The organism is Nocardioides anomalus, from assembly GCF_011046535.1.
In the GTDB taxonomy this organism is placed as follows: Bacteria; Actinomycetota; Actinomycetes; order Propionibacteriales; family Nocardioidaceae; genus Nocardioides; species Nocardioides anomalus.
This window is the reverse complement of sequence record NZ_CP049257.1, coordinates 317312-335320: the sequence shown is the minus strand read 5'-3', so window position 1 is coordinate 335320 and position 18009 is coordinate 317312. Positions and strand designations below refer to the sequence as shown.

General features: G+C 72.2%; 19 protein-coding genes. 7 read left to right on the top strand and 12 right to left on the bottom strand.

The features are described 5' to 3' along the window. Positions 1-95: 95 nt before the first annotated feature. Positions 96-3503, bottom strand: a complete 3408-nt coding sequence (locus G5V58_RS01750; RefSeq protein WP_165228213.1) for a glycoside hydrolase family 3 protein — start codon at positions 3501-3503, stop codon at positions 96-98. 375 nt (positions 3504-3878) lie between these two features. On the opposite strand from G5V58_RS01750, the gene G5V58_RS01745 reads away from it, so the two are divergent. Together G5V58_RS01745 and G5V58_RS01740 are read left to right on the top strand one after the other, a co-directional pair. Continuing rightward, positions 3879-5030 (top strand): ROK family transcriptional regulator, encoded by a 1152-nt coding sequence (locus G5V58_RS01745; protein ID WP_165228211.1) that lies wholly within the window; start codon positions 3879-3881, stop codon positions 5028-5030. After that, positions 5027-5473, top strand: a complete 447-nt coding sequence (locus tag G5V58_RS01740) for a hypothetical protein (RefSeq protein WP_165228209.1) — start codon at positions 5027-5029, stop codon at positions 5471-5473. The genes G5V58_RS01745 and G5V58_RS01740 overlap by 4 nt, the downstream gene beginning before the upstream one ends. 10 nt (positions 5474-5483) lie before the next feature. On the opposite strand, the gene G5V58_RS01735 is transcribed toward G5V58_RS01740, so the two are convergent. Then, positions 5484-6269 (bottom strand): SDR family NAD(P)-dependent oxidoreductase, encoded by a 786-nt coding sequence (locus G5V58_RS01735; RefSeq protein ID WP_165228207.1) that lies wholly within the window; start codon positions 6267-6269, stop codon positions 5484-5486. Between the two features lie 2 nt (positions 6270-6271). Next, positions 6272-7066, bottom strand: a complete 795-nt coding sequence (locus G5V58_RS01730; protein WP_165228205.1) for an alpha/beta hydrolase — start codon at positions 7064-7066, stop codon at positions 6272-6274. A 92-nt stretch (positions 7067-7158) separates the two neighbouring features. Between G5V58_RS01730 and G5V58_RS01725 the strand changes: the two genes are divergently transcribed. After that, positions 7159-7788: a TetR/AcrR family transcriptional regulator gene (locus G5V58_RS01725; protein ID WP_230487000.1), complete on the top strand. Its 630-nt coding sequence runs from the start codon at positions 7159-7161 to the stop codon at positions 7786-7788. A gap of 12 nt (positions 7789-7800) precedes the next feature. On the opposite strand, the gene G5V58_RS01720 is transcribed toward G5V58_RS01725, so the two are convergent. Beyond that, positions 7801-8457, bottom strand: coding sequence for a hypothetical protein (locus tag G5V58_RS01720; protein ID WP_165228203.1), 657 nt, complete (start codon positions 8455-8457; stop codon positions 7801-7803). A gap of 132 nt (positions 8458-8589) precedes the next feature. On the opposite strand from G5V58_RS01720, the gene G5V58_RS01715 reads away from it, so the two are divergent. Beyond that, the gene (locus tag G5V58_RS01715) at positions 8590-8928 is read left to right on the top strand and encodes a hypothetical protein (RefSeq protein ID WP_165228201.1); all 339 of its coding nucleotides are present in this window, start codon (positions 8590-8592) and stop codon (positions 8926-8928) included. Between the two features lie 19 nt (positions 8929-8947). On the opposite strand, the gene G5V58_RS01710 is transcribed toward G5V58_RS01715, so the two are convergent. The 3 genes from G5V58_RS01710 to G5V58_RS01700 all read right to left on the bottom strand — a co-directional run bounded on the left by G5V58_RS01710 (position 8948) and on the right by G5V58_RS01700 (position 10522). After that, positions 8948-9328 carry a RidA family protein gene (locus tag G5V58_RS01710; protein ID WP_165228199.1) on the bottom strand — a complete coding sequence of 127 codons (381 nt, stop codon included), beginning with the start codon at positions 9326-9328 and terminating at the stop codon, positions 8948-8950. A 74-nt stretch (positions 9329-9402) separates the two neighbouring features. Further along, the gene (locus tag G5V58_RS01705) at positions 9403-9621 is read right to left on the bottom strand and encodes a hypothetical protein (protein ID WP_165228197.1); all 219 of its coding nucleotides are present in this window, start codon (positions 9619-9621) and stop codon (positions 9403-9405) included. A gap of 94 nt (positions 9622-9715) precedes the next feature. Further along, positions 9716-10522 carry a MerR family transcriptional regulator gene (locus G5V58_RS01700; protein ID WP_165228195.1) on the bottom strand — a complete coding sequence of 269 codons (807 nt, stop codon included), beginning with the start codon at positions 10520-10522 and terminating at the stop codon, positions 9716-9718. 79 nt (positions 10523-10601) lie between these two features. Between G5V58_RS01700 and G5V58_RS01695 the strand changes: the two genes are divergently transcribed. Together G5V58_RS01695 and G5V58_RS01690 are read left to right on the top strand one after the other, a co-directional pair. Beyond that, a complete protein-coding gene (locus G5V58_RS01695; protein ID WP_165228193.1) occupies positions 10602-10961 on the top strand; it encodes a nuclear transport factor 2 family protein in 360 nt (119 codons plus the stop codon). 2 nt (positions 10962-10963) lie between these two features. Then, entirely contained in the window at positions 10964-11755 is a 792-nt protein-coding gene (locus G5V58_RS01690) for an SDR family oxidoreductase (RefSeq protein ID WP_165228191.1), read from the top strand. Between the two features lie 105 nt (positions 11756-11860). Here G5V58_RS01690 and G5V58_RS01685 read toward each other — a convergent pair whose 3' ends face one another. Next, positions 11861-12334 carry a VOC family protein gene (locus G5V58_RS01685; RefSeq protein WP_165228189.1) on the bottom strand — a complete coding sequence of 158 codons (474 nt, stop codon included), beginning with the start codon at positions 12332-12334 and terminating at the stop codon, positions 11861-11863. A gap of 57 nt (positions 12335-12391) precedes the next feature. Beyond that, positions 12392-13189: an SDR family NAD(P)-dependent oxidoreductase gene (locus tag G5V58_RS01680; RefSeq protein ID WP_165228187.1), complete on the bottom strand. Its 798-nt coding sequence runs from the start codon at positions 13187-13189 to the stop codon at positions 12392-12394. 169 nt (positions 13190-13358) lie between these two features. On the opposite strand from G5V58_RS01680, the gene G5V58_RS01675 reads away from it, so the two are divergent. Further along, positions 13359-14183 carry a DUF1295 domain-containing protein gene (locus tag G5V58_RS01675; RefSeq protein WP_165228185.1) on the top strand — a complete coding sequence of 275 codons (825 nt, stop codon included), beginning with the start codon at positions 13359-13361 and terminating at the stop codon, positions 14181-14183. A 700-nt stretch (positions 14184-14883) separates the two neighbouring features. Here the strand turns inward: G5V58_RS01675 and G5V58_RS01670 are convergent. From G5V58_RS01670 to G5V58_RS01660, 3 genes are read right to left on the bottom strand one after another with little or no spacing between them, the layout of a single operon-like run. Then, on the bottom strand, positions 14884-16200 hold the full coding sequence (locus G5V58_RS01670; RefSeq protein WP_165228183.1) for a hypothetical protein: 1317 nt from the start codon (positions 16198-16200) through the stop codon (positions 14884-14886). Positions 16201-16211: 11 nt separating this feature from the next. Beyond that, positions 16212-16898 (bottom strand): ABC transporter ATP-binding protein, encoded by a 687-nt coding sequence (locus tag G5V58_RS01665; RefSeq protein WP_165228181.1) that lies wholly within the window; start codon positions 16896-16898, stop codon positions 16212-16214. Beyond that, positions 16895-17446: a PadR family transcriptional regulator gene (locus G5V58_RS01660; RefSeq protein WP_165228179.1), complete on the bottom strand. Its 552-nt coding sequence runs from the start codon at positions 17444-17446 to the stop codon at positions 16895-16897. The genes G5V58_RS01665 and G5V58_RS01660 overlap by 4 nt, the downstream gene beginning before the upstream one ends. Positions 17447-18009: the final 563 nt, after the last annotated feature.

Genomic DNA, 18009 nt, shown 5'->3' with positions numbered 1-18009 from the left:
GAGGACACGCGTCCACCGAGCACAGGTGAGCCCCTGCCCGGCGTACCGGACAGGGGCTCACGCAGGCTGGCGAGCCGGGGCTCGGGCCAGCGGTGCTACTTCTTCTTGCCGACCTTCACCGTGACCGTGGCGGAGGTGACGTCACCGCCCTGGACGAGGGCGTCGACCGCGACCGCCCGGACGGCGAGCTTGTGCTTGCCCTTGGACAGCTTGACCTTCACCTGGGTCTGGTCGGACCCGACCGTCGCGATCACCTTGGAGCCGTCGAGCACCTGGTAGCCACCGAGCGAGCTCGCCGGCGTCGCCGCGCTCCACTTCAGGGTGTAGGAGCGGCCGTGGTGCTTGAGCTTGCCCTCCTTGATGCTCGGCGCACTGAGGGCCGGTCGGGTGACGTGGACCTTGGTCGCGGTCGTGGTGACCGAGCCCAGGTCGTTGGTGAACACCGCGCGGTACTGCGCACCGTTGTCGGCCGCCGTCGCGGTGAACTGGTAGCTGGTCGCCACCGCACCCGGCACGTCGCTCCACGAGGCCCCGTCGGCGGAGCGCTGCCAGCGCACCGTCGGGGCGGGGGTGCCCGTGGCCGCCGCGCTCAGCGTGACCACGCCGCCGACCGTGGTGGTCACGTCAGCCTGCGGCTGCGAGGTGACCGCCGGGGCCGCCAGGTCGGTGCGCACGGTGGTGGTGACGGACTGCTTGATGTCGTCCGAGGCCGCCGCCAGGCTCACCGTGCGGGCGCCGGTGCCGACGACCCACTTCTGCGCCGGGCCGTCCCACGCCGACAGCTGCTGGACGTCGACGTGCAGCGTCTCCGTCTTCGACGCGCCGGCGGCCAGGTCGACATGGTCGAACTGGACCAGCTTCTGCGCCGACTGCTGGAACCCCGACGTCACGATGCCGTGGTTGTCGGCCACCGGCGCCGCCAGGTCCGGCGACTTCCCCAGGTAGATCTGCGGTGCGGTGCCGCCGGCCCGGGTGCCGGTGTTCTTGACCGTGAACGTGACGTCGAGCCCACCGTCGGCCGCCGGCTTCACCGCGAGGCCGGAGTAGTCGAACGTGGTGTACGACAGGCCGTGGCCGAACGCGAAGAGCGGCGTGAATCCGCTCGTGTTGGCGGTCGGGTCGGTGTACCAGCGGTAGCCCACGTCCACGCCGTCGGTCCACTTGATCGACGGGGTGGTCTCGTCAGCAGCGGTGGTCCCCGCACTGCGCTCGGGCTTGCCGCTGAACGGGGTCGAGTCGTTGTCCTTCGGGAAGGTCATCGGCAGGCGACCCGAGGGGTCGGTCGTGCCGTACAGGAGGTTGGCGGTCGCCGTCCCTCCCTCCTGACCCGGGTACCACATCTCCAAGATGGCGTCGGCCTTGCTGGCCCACGGCATCGCGATGGCGCCACCGGAGTTCACGACCACGGTGACCTTGTGCCCGGCCGCGTGCGCCGCGTCGGCGACGGTGTTGACCAGGTTCGCCTGCTTGGCGCTGAGTGCCTTGAGCGAGGCGGTGGTGGACGAGTTGTCGCCGCCGCCCTCCGCCGTACCGGCGCCCGAGTCGTCGACGAAGATGACGGTGTTGTCGGCGCTCTGCGCCGCCTGCACCGACTTGGTGGTGTTGGCGTTGAGCGGGGCCCAGGCGAAGCGCATCGTCGGGGTCTGGGCCGTGGTGAGCTGCGGCTTGTAGGTGAACGAGATCTGGTGCAGCCCCGGGGTCAGGTCCAGGGCGATGCCCTGGTTGTCCTTGCCGAGGTACTGGCCGTTCGAGGCCCGCTTGGCGTCCGGGAAGTCGTTCGGGAGGATGTTGCTGCCCGGGTTGGCGATCGTCTGCTGCGCGCCGTCGACGCTCAGCGTCATGCTCGACGCCGCCCCGCCGCCGCGACCCTCGGGGGCGACGCCGCCGTTGAACTGGGTCGGGATGCCGGAGTCCGAGCCGTAGGGCCGCTGGAGCAGCAGCTGGTAGTTGTCAGCGGTCGTGACGTTGAGGTAGCCGGTCCAGGTGTAGGTCCCGCCCTTGGCCAGGTTGGTCTGGTTGCCGTCCACCGTGGTCACGACCGTGGGCGTGATCGGGTTGTTGCTGGCGTCGGTACCGGTCAGGGTCAGCCCCTGCGGGCCGGTGACGTCGTTGGTCGTGAACAGGTTGGCGGCCGGGACCGTGGTGCCGATCCAGTCGACGCCGGGCGCCGACGTGACCTTGGCGGTCCCGATCGCAGTCTGGATCGCCTTCAGTGGGGTGATGGTGTTGCGGTCCCCGAAGCCGCGGGAGCGCTCGCCACCGGGGCTGCTGGGCATCAGCGTCGCGGTGGGGCCGACGACGGCGACGGTGCCGGACGTGGACAGCGGGAGCGCGTTCGCGTCGTTCTTGAGCAGGACGCCCGACTGCTCCGCGAGCTTGAGCGAGAGCGCGATGCCGGCCTGCTTGTCGATGTGCGTGCTGTTGTCGGTCGAGGAGACGTCACCGTGCTGCGGGACGCTCGACTGGTAGGCCGCGGGGATCTTGCTGTTGTCCAGCAGGCCGAACCGCTCGTACTCGTAGACCATGCGGGCGACCGCGTCGTCCAGCCGCGCGGCGTACGCCGGGTCGTAGCTCGACGAGGTGGTGTCCACGAGCGGCGTCAGCTTGGCCGCGGTGAAGTTCTGCGTGGAGAACTCGTTGTCCATGCCGGCCAGCAGGTCCGAGGTGGCCTTGCTGCCGCCGTAGTCGGAGGTGATGAACCCCTTGAGCCCGAACTCGGTCTTGACGATCTGGTTGTTGAGGTTGGAGTTGGAGCAGGCGTAGTCCGGCTTGCTCTGCTCGCCGACGATCTGGAACGTCGCGTAGGAGCACATCACCGAGGAGACGCCGCCGTCCTCGATCGCCGACTGCGCGGGGGCGAGGTAGACCTCGTGCGCAGCCTGCGAGCTCACCAGCGACGGCACGGCCTGGTTCTGGCCGTTGTACATCGACACGTGCTTGACCTGCGAGAGCAGGCCCTGGCTCTGGATGCCCTTGATCTCGGTCGCGGAGAACTCGCTCGAGACGTAGGCGTCCTCGCCGTTGGTCGTGAGGTTGCGCGACCACGACGGGAAGCGGGCCATGTCGACCTGGGGTCCGTAGACGAGGTCGACGTCGCTCGCGAGGCCCTCCTTGCCGACCTGCTCACCGAGCTCGGTGTAGGCGTCGCGGTTGAACGACGACGCCAGCCCGAGCCGGGTCGGGAAGGCGGTGGTGTCGTTGCGGGTGTTGATGCCCATGGCGTCGACGTGACGGATCTCGGGGATGCCCAGCCGCGGCACGCCGGCGAGGTAGCCCGCCTGGCCGTGGTTGTCCGGGTCGGTGCCGCTGCGGACCAGGGTGATCTTCTCCGCGACGCTCAGCTGGGAGAGCAGCCAGGAGACGGTCTTGGTGTACGGCGCGTCGGCCGCGATGGCCGGCGAGTCCGCGCTCGCGGCAGCGGGCGCCCCGCTGACCGCCGCCTCGGCGAGGGTGCCGGACCCGGCCCAGGCCAGGGTCCCGACGAGGAGAGCGCTGCCCAGCAACGCTGTCGCACGGCGAGCACCCGACCCCCTCGTGGTGGTCGTGAACGTGTGCATTGTCGTCCTCTCTGCACGGCGTCGACGAGGACGCCAGAAGGGCGCGACCGGAGATCCCGGAAAGGCGGCCGCTGGGGGAATCCGTTCATCTGCTGGAAACACGACGAAAAGTAAGCGCCGGTCTTTTCGGCTGTCAACAGGTCGAAAAGGGAATCTCACATCGGCTTTTATGAATGCCCGTCAAACAAATTAATGAGCGAGGAACAACCAATTCCGGCGTCTCCGAGTCGCACGATGGCTGGAGGGCCCGCCAGGACACGTCGACAGAAAACCATTGTCCCGCCCTGGCGTCGTGGGCGGGCGTCGCCATAGGGTCGCGCCATGGTCGACCAGACGGTGGCGCCGCGCGACCGGACGAGCGAGGACCTCTACCACCTCGTCCGCACGGGTCAGGCCGCCACGCGCTCCGAGCTGGCCGAGATGAGCGGTCTGTCCCGCAGCACGGTCCACAGTGCGGTGGGTCGCCTGCTCGCTTCGGGCCGCCTCGCCGAGGCCGAGGTGGTCGAGAAGGGCCCGGGATCGGGCAGCGGCCGACCGGCCATGCGCCTGACCGTCGAGCCCTCGAGATCCACCGTCGCCGGCATCGACTTCGGCCACAACCACGTCTGCGTGGCGCTGGCCGACGCCCGCGGCACCGAGCTCGTCGAGCGCCGCGTGGAGCTCGACGTCGACCTGCACGCGCAGGAGGCGCTCGAGACCGCGTCGGCGATGCTCCAGGAGCTGATGGCCGAGCAGGGCACGACCGAGCTGGCCGCCGTGGCCGCCGGCATCCCCGGCCCGGTGGACCGCAAGTCGGGGCTGGTCCAGTCGCCGACGATCCTGTCCAGCTGGGTCGGACTCGCCCCCGCCACCGAGCTCCAGCAGCGGCTCGGCGTACCGGTCGCGGTCGCCAACGACGCAGTCCTGGGCGCGTACGGCGAGCTCGCGCGCGGCGCCGGGCGTTTCCACCGCGACTTCCTCTACGTCAAGGCCTCGCACGGCATCGGCGCCGCCCTGGTCGTCAACGGCCAGCCCTACACCGGGGCCACCGGCCTGGCCGGCGAGATCGGCCACACCCAGCTCGCCGGACACACCGAGCTGTGCCGCTGTGGCAACCGTGGCTGCCTGGAGGCGGTGGTCTCCGTGCAGTCGATCCGCCACCAGCTGGCCCACACCCACCCGCAGACCGACCCGGGGCTGCTCGAGGTGGCCCATCCCTCCGACCCGGTCTCCGAGCGCATCCTCAACGAGGCCGGGCTGGTCCTGGGGGCCGTCCTCGCCGAGTTCTGCAACCTGGTCAACCCCTCGGCCCTCGTCATCGGCGGCGAGCTCGGCGAGGCCGGCGGCGTCCTCTTCGACGGCGTCGAGCAGGCCGTGCGTCGCCACGCCCAACCCGCGACGTTCGCCGCCCTCGAGGTGCTGCCCGCCGAGCTCGGCAGCCGCGCCGAGCTCGTGGGGGCCGTCCACCTCGCCGTCGCATCGCTGCCCGCATGACCCCCCAGCAGGACACCGACCTCCTCGACGACCTGGTCACCCTCGGCGTCGCCTTCGACGGCCTGCGCCAGACCGTCCGCGTCGACATGGAGCGCCGCAGCGGCCGCGAGAGCCTCAGCGAGGTCGAGCTGTCCGTGCTGCTGCACCTCGCGAGGAACCCGGGCACCACCCCCACCGCCATGGCCCGAGACCTCGAGCGCCCCACCGCCCGCATCCGCCGCGCTCTCAAGCTGCTCGGCGGCCTCGACCTCGTCGCCGAGGTCGATCCAGCAGGCCCGGGGTACGCCAACACCCCCGCCGGCGACGAGGTGCGCTCAGCCGGACGCTCCCGGGCCGTGCACCATCTCCGCTACACCCTCGCCGCCCTCGCTCCCGCCGACCTCGAGCTGCTGGTCAAGGCCCAGCCCGCCCTGCGCAAGCTCGCCGCCGCCCTCGCCTCCTGACCGGCACCGCTCAGAGCGTCGTCACGAGCCCACCGTCGATGACGACGTCGCTGCCGGTGATGTTGGCCGCGCGGTCGCTCGCGAGGAACACGACCAGGTCCGCGACCTCCTCGGGGAAGGTGAAGCGCCCCGAGGGCGCCGCGGCCTCCTGCTGGCGTACGACGTCCGAGGCGTCGGCGCCGCTGCCGTGTGCGACGGTCGCGGCCACCCCGAGGTCGCCGAGCCACAGGTCGGTGCGCACGGGCCCGGGGCTGACCGTGTTGACGCGGATGTCGGGGCCCAGCTCCTTGGACAGCGACTTGCACAGGTTGGTGAGCGCGCCCTTGGCGGCGCTGTAGTCGACCACCCCCGGGTCCGGCAGGAACGCGTTGACCGAGCTGACCGTGACGATGCTGGCGCCCGGTCGACCCGTCAGGTGCGGGACCGCAGCGCGCATGGTGCGCATGGCCGCCAGGAAGTTCAGCGTGAAGGTCTGCTCCCACTCGGCGTCGGTGATCGCGACGAACCCGTCGAGCCGGGGTCGGACCGCGCCGACGTTGTTGACCAGCACGTCGAGCGCGTCGCCGTCGCGCGTCGCCGCCTCGACGAGCTCGGCCGGGCCCTCCGGCGTGCTCAGGTCCACCCGCACGGAGCGCACGTCGTGCTGCTCCGCCAGCTCGTCGAGCTCGGCGCTGCCGCTGAGCGACCCCGCCACCACCGCGGCGCCCTCCACGGCCAGGGCCCGCGTGATGGCCAGCCCGATGCCCTTGCTGGCGCCGGTGACCACCGCGCGACGTCCCGCCAGCGCGAGGTCCACGCTCAGAGCCCCTGCTTCTTCAGCCAGTCCAGGCACGCGTCCGCCACGTCGGTCCACCCGTGGTCGATGGTCAGGGAGTGTGCGCGGTCCTCGAACTCGAGGATGTCGGTGACCGCCTCGCTGTGGCGGTACTGCTTGAGCGTCGCCTTGGTGACCGCCTCCGGCACCGTGTGGTCCTGGCCGCCCATGATGAGCAGCAGCGGCCCGCGACCGGAGTTGTGGGTGTCCACCTTGGCCGGCGAGTGCGGGTTGAAGTTCGCGGCGGCCGCCTCGAACAGCGGCTTGCCCGGCGCGGGGATCGTCCAGCGCTCGAACAGCTCGTCCGACTCCTCGGCGGGGATCGCGTTGCCGAACGCGAACCGGAACTGCTCGGCCGTCAGCGACACCGCCCGGTGCCGGTTGGCCGGGTTCTTGAACACCGGCAGCGTCGCCTTGAGCGCCGACAGCGGCAGCGGCAGCACGCCCTTGATCTGGGCCGCGTCGATCGCGATCGCCGCCGCCGCGAGGTCCTCGCCGAGCAGCCGCTGGGCGATCATCCCGCCGAACGAGTGCCCCACCAGGATCGGCTTCTCGGGCAGGTCGGCGATGACCGACGCGAAGTGCGCGACCACGTCGTCGATCCCGTGGTCCGCGATCGCGTCCGGGTGCGCGCGCGCCTCCTCGACCGTCTCGGGGTCCCCTGGCCAGCCGGGCGCCGAGCAGTCGGCGTACCCGGCCGAACGGAAGCGCTCGACCCACCCGTCCCACGACCGTGCGTGCAGCCACAGGCCGTGGATGAAGAGCACCGGAGCAGACATGGACAACCCCTTCCAGGAGCGGTAGAGCGATCGTTCTACCTACGTGCTCGCTAAGGTAGGGGTACGCGCGGCGGCCTGGCAAGGGTCGCGGGGTGAACAGCAGGGAGCTCGGGACGGAGGGGACCACGGTGAGCGACCAGGTGCGACAGCCCAAGCCCTCGGCGGCGAGGGAGCGGATCCTCGCCACGGCCGACCGCCTCTTCTACGAGGAGGGCATCCACGCCGTCGGCATCCAGCGCATCGTCGCGGAGTCGGAGGTCACCAACGTGACGCTCTACCGCCACTTCCCCTCCAAGGACGACCTCGTCTCGGCGTACCTCCAGCGCCGCAGCGACTTCGACCACGCCCAGGTCGACGGCATCGTCGAGCGCCACCAGGGCGATCCCCGGGCCGCCCTCGACGAGCTGGCCGAGGCCCTCACCCGCGACGACTTCGGCCAGGTGCCCCGCGGCTGCCCCTTCATCAACGCCTCCGCCGAGTTCACCGGCGGCCACCCCGCCCGCGTCCACGCCCGCGAGATCCGCACCTGGGTCACCCGCCGCATCGAGGAGCTCCTCGAGCAGCTCGACCACCGCACCCCCCGCGCCACCGCCGAGCAGCTGATGATGGTCCGCACCGGCGCCGTGGTCTCCGGCGCGCTCGACGCCAACCCCGAGCTCACCGCCGACTTCCTCGACTGCTGGGCCGCCCTCATCGACGCCGGGCTCCGACAGCCGGCGTGAGGCCCTGGGACCTCAGCCGACGGGGGGACCTGGGGTCACCGAGTCGACGCGGAGGAAGGTGACCGCCGAGCCCCCACCCGTTCCACCGAAGACGGAGAACGCGTCGCCGGTGCAGCGCAGGCGGGGAACGGCCCCGGCGGCGACGCTCACCAGCCCGGAACCGACAGCCGTGCCGTAGACGCCCATCGACAGCGCGTAGGACGGCGCGAAGACGCCTGGGGCGCCCGCCGCGGGTACCACGATGCACCGGACCGCGCCCGAACCGAGGAGCAGGTCCACCGAGTAGCTGACCAGGTAGGTCCCAGCGCCGAGCCCGGTGAAGGTGAAGGTCCGGTCGGTGGTGGGCGAGTTGACCGAAGGAAGGGTGTAGGCCGTGGCCGCGGTCCCGTACGCCGAGGCCGCTCGCCCCGCGAGGGTGTTCGCGTCCCCGGCCCGCGGCACCACGCCCAGCGACGACTCGGCCACGTCGGCCCCGGTGACGCTGTCGTCGCGCAGGTCGGCTCCGGCCAGCCCGCCGTTCTTGACGTCCTTGCCGGTGATCGTGCCGTTCTTGATCTGCTTCCCGGTGATCCGGCCCGCCGCCTCACCGACCAGGGGGTTCGTGACCACCAGGAAGCCGAGCGTGAGGGCGAGCAGTGCCGCCGCGATCCGTGCCGGACGAGTGCGCATCCACCCACACTGCCGCCACCGGCGCCGTGCCGCATGACACCTTCGGGCCATGGCCGCCTCCGCGCCGCGGCCCCGCCCGCCGCCCGACGTCGCGGCCACCCTCGGGTTGCGGGCGGTGCGTACCGTGACGGCATGTCCGAGTCGGAGCCGCACCCGATCGCCTACACGGCTCTCCAGCCGGGGACGCCCGTCCAGACGACGGACGGTCAGCCGTTCGCGACCGTGCGGTCGGTGCTCGTCGATGAGCTGGTCTCGGTCTTCGACGGCATCGTCGTCGACACCGACGACGGCAGGCGCTTCGTGGACGCCGACCAGATCGACTCGATCTTCACCACCCACGTCCGCACGACCCTCTCGGCCGACGAGGCCGCCGCCCTCCCCCAGCCCGACGGCTCGAACGTCATCGACATCAAGCCCCCCGGCTCAGCCGCCGCCCGCCTCGGCCGCATGTTCGGTCGCCGCAAGCGCTAGCGCGACCGGCGTCCAGGGTTCACCCGAGCGAGGCCGTCATCCGGATCGAGACGAGCAGCCCCGGCACCACCGGCCCGAGCCGCGCCGCGTAGCGAGCCGGCGGGTCCGACGGGAACCACCGCCCCCACTCCTCGTTCATGCCGGCGAAGTCGTCCGGGTCTGCGAGCAGCACCCCCACCTCGACGACGTCGTCCAGCGACCCACCCGCCGCGGCCAGGATCGCCTCACAGTTCGCCAGCGCCTGCCGCGTCTGCTCCTGGATCCCGTCCCCCGCCATCCGCCCCGTGCTCGGATCGGTCCCCGTGGTCCCGGAGACGAACACCAGCGACCCGGCCCGCACCGCCTGACTGAACAGCGGCGAGCCCGGCGCACCGGCTGTGGTGATGACCTGACGCGGCATCGCGACCTCCCGCCCCGATCGTGGCAGCACGAGGACCCCACGGGAAGGCCCCAGAGGCCGACCCGTGGGACAGGCTAGATCTTCGACAGCTTGGCGAACGGGCGCTGCACACGCACCCGCTGGGGCCGGAAGTCGACCGTCACCGACGCCTCGTCGACGTGGATGACCCGCCCCATCCCGTAGCTGTCGTGGGACACCAGGTCGTCGACCGCGAACTCCTCGACGATCGGCTCCGGATCGGACTTGAAAGGACTCGAGGCCGGGTGACGTGGTCGGCGCGCTGAAGTGCTCATCCCCTACAGCATCCCTCACGACCGGTCGCCGACCCCAACATCCGCCGTTTCGTTGCCGAACCGTGCCACTCACCGGACCGGTCCGCACGGTCCGTCAGGACGTCCTGGCCACGCGGAACACGGGCCAGCCGATCTCGGTGCGCCAGGCGGCGCTGTCGTCGGTGTCGCGCGGACCCACGAGGTAGCGCTCTCGCACCGGCCCGGCCACCGTCAGGGCGTTCCTGGTGACCCAGACGCCGAGCTCGCCGTAGGTGACGTCGATGCCGTCGTGTTCGCCCTGGTGGGTGGCGACGACGAGCTCGACGGCGGGCAGCGTCACCGGGTGGACCCGCCCGCGTGTGGGTGGCTCCGGAGCAGGCCGGTAGAGCAGCAGGTTCCCCCGACCCCGCTCGAAGAGCGCGTTGTCGTAGAGCCCGCCGGGCGGCCCGGCGCCGGCCGCCGGGCCGAGGGCCGCGTCGAGCTCGGCCATCGCCCCGGCGTACCAGGCGACGACGTCCCCCTCGCCCACCTCGTCCTCGACGGCTGCGACCGTCACCGCGGGCTCCGCGCGCAGCTCGACCTCCAACGGCGCCGGCTCCGGCGCCAGCAACCGTCGCAGGGAGGTGACCGCCACGCGGGTGCGCGCCAGCTCCGACTCCAGACGCTCGAGGTGCTCGGCGACCAGCGCCGCTCGCTGGTCGGGGTCGGGAGAACGCAGGATGCGCCGGACGTCGGACAGCGGTACGTCGAGCTCGCGCAGCCTGTGGATCACCTGGGCGGTCGGGATCTGGTCGCCCGAGTAGTAGCGGTAGCCGCTCGACGCGTCCACCAGCTCCGGCTCGAGCAACCCCACCTCGTGGTAGCGCCGCAACGTGCGGATGCTGAGGTGGGTCACCCGCGAGAACTCGCCGATCGCCAACATGCGTGCAGTCTGGACTCTCTCCCCGGGGGAGACTCCAGTCCTTGACTCTCGCGGGACCCGAGTGCCCAGGCTCGAGGGCATGGACAACGACAGCGACACCTCCACCTCCACCGAGCAGCTCCCGACCACGATCCGCGCCTTCCAGGACGCCCAGGAGGCGCGTGACGCGGACGCCGCGTTGGCCCTGCTGGCGCCAGGGGCCGTCATCTGCGACGTGGGCGAGTCCTTCAGCGGCGAGGACTCCCTGCGGCGCTTCGTCAGCGAGGCCGGGGCGGAGTTCACCTACACCGACGCGATCACCAGGGTGGGTCGTGACGGCGAGGTCTGGGTGGTCCGTCACCACCTCGAGGGCGACTTCCCCGGCGCGACCGCGGACCTGGACTACCGGTTCGCGCTCGACGGTGAGCGCATCACCCGTCTCGACATCGTCCTCGGCTGACCGTGGACAGGGCAGTCGGAGACCGCGACCGTCTCGACGGGCGCAGGGCGCTGGTCACGGGCGGCTCCAAGGGCGCCGGCCGGGCCGTGGTCGACAGGCTCCGGGCGATGGGCGCCGACGTCTGGGTGAGCGCCCGCACCGTACCCGAGGGCTACGACCGCCCCGACCGCTTCATCGAGGCGGACACGGCGACCACCCAGGGCGCGGCGTACGTGGCGGCTCGCACCGCAGCAGACGGCCCGCTCGACATCCTGGTCCACGTGGTCGGCGGCTCGTCGACACCACCGGGAGGATTTGCCGCCGCCTCCGAGGAGCAGTGGCTCGCCGAGCTGAACCTGAACCTGCTCGGGGCGGTGCGGCTCGACCGCGCGCTCCTCCCGGCGATGCTCGAGGCCCGGTCGGGCGTGGTCGTGCACTTCGGATCCATCCAGCGCGAGATGCCGCTGCACGAGGCCACGCTGCCCTACGCGGCGGCGAAAGCGGCGCTGCGCACGTACAGCAAGGGCCTCGCGAACGAGGTGGCGCCCCGGGGGGTGCGCGTCAACACGATCAGCCCCGGCGGGATCGAGACCGAGGCCTACGAGACCTTCGTGGACTCGATCGCGCACGGCAGCGGCTCGACGCGCGAGGAGGCCAGGCAGCGCATCTTCGACTCCCTCGGCGGCGTCCCGTTGGGCCGGTTCGCGAGGACCGAGGAGATCGCGGACCTGGTCGGCTTCCTGGTCTCGGACCGGGCCTCCGCGATCGTCGGCGCCGAGTACGTCATCGACGGCGGGACCGTCCCGACCGTCTGAGGCCGAGCATTCGGCGCGGAGTCCGGGCAGGCGCTGATCGAGGCCGCGCCGGATCCGTCCGCGCAGGTCCCGCGACCGTGCGACGTGGTTGGCCCTGGTCGCGGGTCAGGACGGCCTCGCGTCGGGGTCGTGCCGGGCGGCGCCGACCCGGTCGCTGAGCGAGACGATGATGCCGTCGGGTCCGCGGACGTAGGCCATCCGCCAGGCGTCCTCGTAGACCCCGACGTCGCCGACCAGGCCGTAGCCCTCAGCCCGGACGCTGTCCAGGGCCGCGGGGAGGTCCTCGACCTCGAAACAGACGTTGCGGAGCCCGAGCACGTTGGCCATCGCAGCCGGGTCGCCGGGCGCCGCGTCCGGGTGCACGTACCGGCAGAGCTCGACACGGGCGTGGGCGTCCGGCGTCTTCATCATGACGATCTCGGTCCGCGAGCCCGGGATGCCGGTGACGGTGTCGATGAAGGCACCCTCGATGCTCGAGCGCCCCTCGACCTCCAGCCCGATGCTCTCGAAGAAGGAGGTGGCGCCATCGAGGTCGACGACGGTGATCCCGACATGATCGAAGCGGGGCATGGACGTCATGGCCTCCGCTTTCCCCGTTTCGCTGAGCTCATGCGCTGTCCCCGCCGGTGAGGACGGTCAGAGGGTGGCGACCGAGCCGGAGTCGACCCGGTACTCCGCGCCGTTGACGAAGCTGGCCCGCTCCGAGCACAGGAAGGTGATCACCGAGGCGACCTCCTCCGGCTCGCCGCGCCGCTTGAGCTCCATGTAGGGACGCTCCTCGTCCAGGAAGCTCTCGACCGCCTCGTCGAAGGAGACGCCGAGCTCCTCGGAGCGCTTGTCCATCATCGCGTCGGTCATCGGGGTGTGGATGAAGGCCGGGGAGACGCAGTTGACCAGCAGTCCCTCGGTGGCGTAGCTGCGGGAGAGGCCCTTGGCGAAGGACAGCACCCCGGCCTTGGCCGCGCAGTACGGCAGCTCGTCGTCGTAGGGCTGCGTGGCGTCCTCAGAGGTGAGGAAGACCAGGCGGCCCCACCCGCGGCGCAGGTCGTCGATGAACGTCCGCGCCAACCGGACCGGGCCCAGCAGGTCGACCTCGAGGGTGTCGACCCACCCCTGGTCGTCGATCTCGTGGAAGAGCCCCTGGGCGCCGGTCACGCCCGACGCCTGCACCAGGATGTCGACCGGTCCCGCCAGCTCGTGGACCCGCTCGCGCAGCGTCTCGAGCTCGGCCAACGAGGTGACGTCGGCGGCGACGTGGTGGAGCCGGCCCTCGGGCGCCTCCAGCCGCTGTGCCGCCTGCGCCAGCTCGTCGGCGTCCTTGTCGGAGATGACGACCGTCGCGCCCTCGGCGAGCAGCATCCGCGCCGTCTCCCAGCCGATCCCGGAGTCACCCCCCGTGACCAGCGCCGTCCTGCCCTCGATGCCCAGCTCCACGCGTGTCTCCTGTCCGCTGTCGACCGACCGGACCCGCCGTGCCGAAGGGTGCGCGGGGCCGTGTAGGAGCAGTACCCCCTGCCGGGGCCCAGACAGTCGAGGGTGCGGCTGGTGACCGGGGTACCGGCGGAGTGCGCCGGTCGGCCGCCTCGACCACAGGGAGCACCCGATGGACCTCGACACCAGCAACCTGCGGCGCGTCACTGCGGCGTCCGCCGTCGTCGTGACCGCTCTGCAGGCGACCACGGCGACCCTCGCCCTGCGCGCCGGTCGCCGCGACTACGCCGATGGCGTGTGGGGCCCCGGGCTCGCGGCCGTGGCCCTCACCAGCGCGCTGGTCGGCCGGGGAGACCCCTGGCGCCGCTGGGCGCTTGCCGCGGTCACCACCGTCTGGGCCGCCCGGCTGGAGTCGCTCATGCTCCAGCGCCTGACCGGCACCGACGAGGAGGACGAGCGCTACACCGAGTTCCTCGAAGGCGACTCCACCCCGACCGTGCTCGCCAAGGTGTTCGGCACCCAGGCGCTCGCCCAGCTGCTCGTCTCCGCCCCCCTCCAGGTCGCCGCCGCGAGCCGGCTCCCGCGCGGGCCGCGCCGCTGGCTGTTCCCCGCCGGCGTCGCCGTCATGATCGCGGGCGGGGTCGTCGAGGCCGTCGCCGACCGCCAGAAGTCGGCGTACACCGCCGCCAAGGAGAAGGCCCGCGAGGCCGGCCAGGACGACGACGTCCCCGACGACCTCGAGGTGCTCGACACCGGCTTGTGGGGCTGGTCGCGCCACCCCAACTACTTCGGCGACTCGGTGGTGTGGGACGGCGCCTGGCTCGCCGCGGCCGCCTCGTCCCCCGGCGCCTGGACCCTCCCCGCGCCGGTGGCGATGTCGTACTTCCTCATCTACGCGACCGGCGCGAAGCGCACCGAGGACAAGATGGGCGACCGCCCTGCCTACCAGGACTACCAGCGGCGCGTCGCGTTCTTCTTCCCGCGCCCCTCGCGCTGAGCGATCCCCGGCACGACGGTCGTCGTCGCCTGTGTTGAGCATCGAGGTCCCGGTGCGAGCCGAGCGTCCGGACAGCGGCATGGTCGGGCGGAGGGCCGACAGCGGCATGGTCGGGCGGAGGCCCGTCAGCGGCGTGACCGGACGTTTCGTCGTATCGGCCCTACGGTGAGTGCGTGGACGATGTCTTGGACGTGGACCTGAGCGATGAAGAGCGGTCCATGCTCCGCTGGGGAGTTCAGGAATGGGGAGGGCCTGCATCAGCAACAGACGACCTAGCAAGAGTGATGGGTTTCAAGTCGGTCTCGGACCTAGTCGCTGAGGGACGGCGCATCGCTGAGGCAGTGTCGAGCGGACAAGGACTCTCGCGACGGGACTGGACACGTGCCCTCGTTGCGACCGAGTTCGTGTGGGCCAGCGACGTGTTCGGGTCCGGTCTCGACAGCATCCACACTTGGGGTCACACGGACGCGGAAGGTATTGCCATCCTGCGTTCGATTCAGCGGAAGCTGCTCAACGCGGGTGCCCGTATATCGGGTCGCTCCCTGACGTAGTCGTCGCCCGCCTACTCGGCATGGTCGGGCGGAGGGCCGGCAGCGGCATGGTCGGGCGGAGGGCCGGCAGCGGCATGGTCGGGCGGAGCCCGCAGTGCGGCATGGTCGGGCGGCCGCCGGTACGGGCTACCGCAGGTCGAGCGCCGAGCTCATTCCGTGCGGAGGTTGGTGACGTCGACCGCGGCGTGCAGGTAGGGGCGCGTCGCCAGGGGGACCACGCGGATGGCGAGGCGCACGGCGAGCGCCGCGAGGGCTGCCGTCACGAGTCCGCCGAGCAGCCCGAACAGGCTGCCGGCGGTCAGGGCGTAGACGAAGGCTCCGAGCAGGGCGGCGCCGACCGTCAGCGGCAGGGTGACCATCCGGCACTCCTCGCGGTGGGCGTCCTCAAGGACGCTGACCGGTGTGCCGGTGGCCGCCAGGGCCGAGACCGCGCGGCGGCGAGCAAGGGTTGACTCGATCGAGTGCAGCGATAAGGACAGCGTGATGAGCCCGAGGGCCAGCATGGCGAGCAGCGCGACGAGTATGGCGGGGCCGACGTAGTAGCCGACGTCCAGCGAGCCGCTGGTGAGCACGTCGGTGACGAAGGTGCCGGTCACCCCGAGCGCGAGCCCGACGGCGCCGACCGCGGCGGCGGCGCGACCGGCGGCTCCGTGGTCGGCGCGGATGCGGCGCGCGGCGAGGAGGACGGCCGCATGCTCGGCCCGGCGCGCGGCCCGGCCAGCCAAGACGAAGGCGAGCCACGGGGTGCTCAGCACGATCCCGATGACCGCGACGGCGACGAGCACGAAGGGAATCACGGTCGAGGCGGGGTCACCGCCGCCGGTGAGTCCGCCGGTGACCAGGACGATCACCGCCGCGACCAGAAGGACCGGACCCCAGGGTCTCGAGCGCCGGGCGGGGCGCCGGTCGGCGGCCGCCGCACTTGCCGCGCGCCGGCCCACGAGCACGCCATACGCCGTGACCAGAGCGACGACGAGCAGCGCCCACCAGCCCGGGCCGGTGGCGGTCGGCACGAGAGTGGCCTGGCCCGAGGAGGCGGGCACGGTGCCCAGCAGGTAGCGCAGGATCAGCCAGACGCCGACTCCGACCACCGCGCCGAGCAGGGCCGGGCCGCCGGTCTCGACCGCACCCCACTGGCGCAGGTCGCGGCGGGTCGCGCCCGCCACCGCTAGGGCGCGGTAGCGGCGTCGTTGCGCGGCCGAGCCGAGCCGGACGCATTGGTCGAGCAGCAGTACGACCGGCACGGTCATGAGCACCGCCGCGAAGATGGCGCCTCCACGTGTACCCGGGTCGGCGATCGGTCCCAGGAGCGGTGCGTTGCCGTCCACGGCGGGGTCGTAGTTGTAGCCGCCCCAACCACTGAGCCGGGCGTACGAGGCTGCGACGAGGAGCAGCCCCGACGCCACGGCCGTGCTCGCCACGACCAGCCCGGCCCGAGCGCGGCCCGAGGCCCGCAAGACGGTCAACCAGAGCGGCCTCACGCGTCGGCCTCCGTGTCGACGGTCTGGCCGTCGCGCAGCACGACTTCACGGTCCATCCAGGCGGCCAGCCGGTGGTCGTGGGTCACGACGACGAGTGCGGCGCCGGTTTCCCGGGTGGCCTTGACCAGCACTTGGACGACCTGCTCTCCGCCCACGGTGTCGAGGGCACCGGTCGGCTCGTCGGCGAGAACGACCGAGGGCGAGGACACCAGCCCACGGGCGATGGCCACGCGCTGCTGCTCCCCGCCGGACAACTCGGCCGGGGTGGCGTCGGCGCGCCCCGCGATGCCGACGCGGTCCAACCACTGCCGGGCGGCCTCGGCCGCGTCGGCACGGCGGCGGCCCTCAAGCAGTAGCGGCAGGGCGACGTTCTCGAGCGCTGTCAGCTCCGGCACCAGTTGCCCGAACTGCAGCACCAGTCCGATGTGCACGCGGCGCAGCCGGGTCCGCGCGTCGGCACTGAGACCGTCGAGCCGGTGGCCGTCGTAGGACACCCAGCCGGCGTCCGGCAACAAGGTCCCGGCCAGGCAGTGCAGCAGCGTGCTCTTACCGCTGCCCGATGGTCCAGTGACGGCCAACTGTTCGCCGCGACGTACGACGACCGAGGCGCCACGCAGCGCCGGCGTGCTGCCAAATCCCTTGTGCAGGCCTCGGGCCTGCAGCAACAGCTCGTTCTGCGTCACCGGTCCCCACCTCCCGTGGTCGTCCCGCCGCCTGCCGCGGCCAGTCCGCGCACCCGCTCCCGCGTCTCCGCGAGCCAGCGCAGGTCGGCGTCAAGGTGCGCCAGGCGGTGGTCGAGCGCGATGCGCGCACCCGGCTCCTCAGTGCGGGTCCGCTCGCGGGTCAGCTCCCGCATCAGCGCCACGTACGAGCGGTGCTGCCCGTCCAGGAACCGGTCGTGGTCCACGCCGAGCCGCAACGCCGTGACCGTCTTGCGCACCAGGTCGTCGGCGGAGTGGCTCACGGGCTGCTCGGGCTCGGCCAGCCACCGGTCCAGCGCCGCCCGGCCCGCGTCGGTCAAGGCGTAGACGGTCCGCTCAGGCCCGTCGCCGGGCTGCACCTCGACGGTCTCGACGAGGCCGTCGCGCTCCAGGCGGCCGAGCGAGGCGTAGACCTGGCCAAAGGCCAACGGCTTGGCCGCCGGGAACCACGCATCGTGGGCGACCTTGAGCTCGTAGCCGTGTCCGGGGCCCCGCCCGAGGAGGCCCAGGAGGACCATCGCTGCGCTCACGAATGCGACTGTACACCCGGTGAATACGCTGAGTGGATACTTGGCTAGGAGCGGTCGTGCCAAGGGCGAGCACTTGATAGAGCAGCGCGACGACGACATGACCGAATGGCCGCAGCGCGGCATGGTCGGGCGGAGCCCGCAGCGCGGCATGGTCGGGCGGAGCCCGCAGCGCGGCATGGTCGGGCGGAGCCCGCAGCGCGGCATGGTCGGGCGGAGCCCGCAGCGCGGCATGGTCGGGCGGAGCCCGCAGCGCGGCATGGTCGGGCGGAGCCCGCAGCGCGGCATGGTCGGGCGGAGCCCGCAGCGCGGCATGGTCGGGCGGAGCCCGCAGCGCGGCATGGTCGGGCGGAGCCCGCAGCGCGGCATGGTCGGGCGGAGCCCGCAGCGCGGCATGGTCGGGCGGAGCCCGCAGCGCGGCATGGTCGGGCGGAGCCCGCAGCGCGGCATGGTCGGGCGGAGCCCGCAGCGCGGCATGGTCGGGCGGAGCCCGCAGCGCGGCATGGTCGGGCGGAGCCCGCAGCGCGGCATGGTCGGGCGGAGCCCGCAGCGCGGCATGGTCGGGC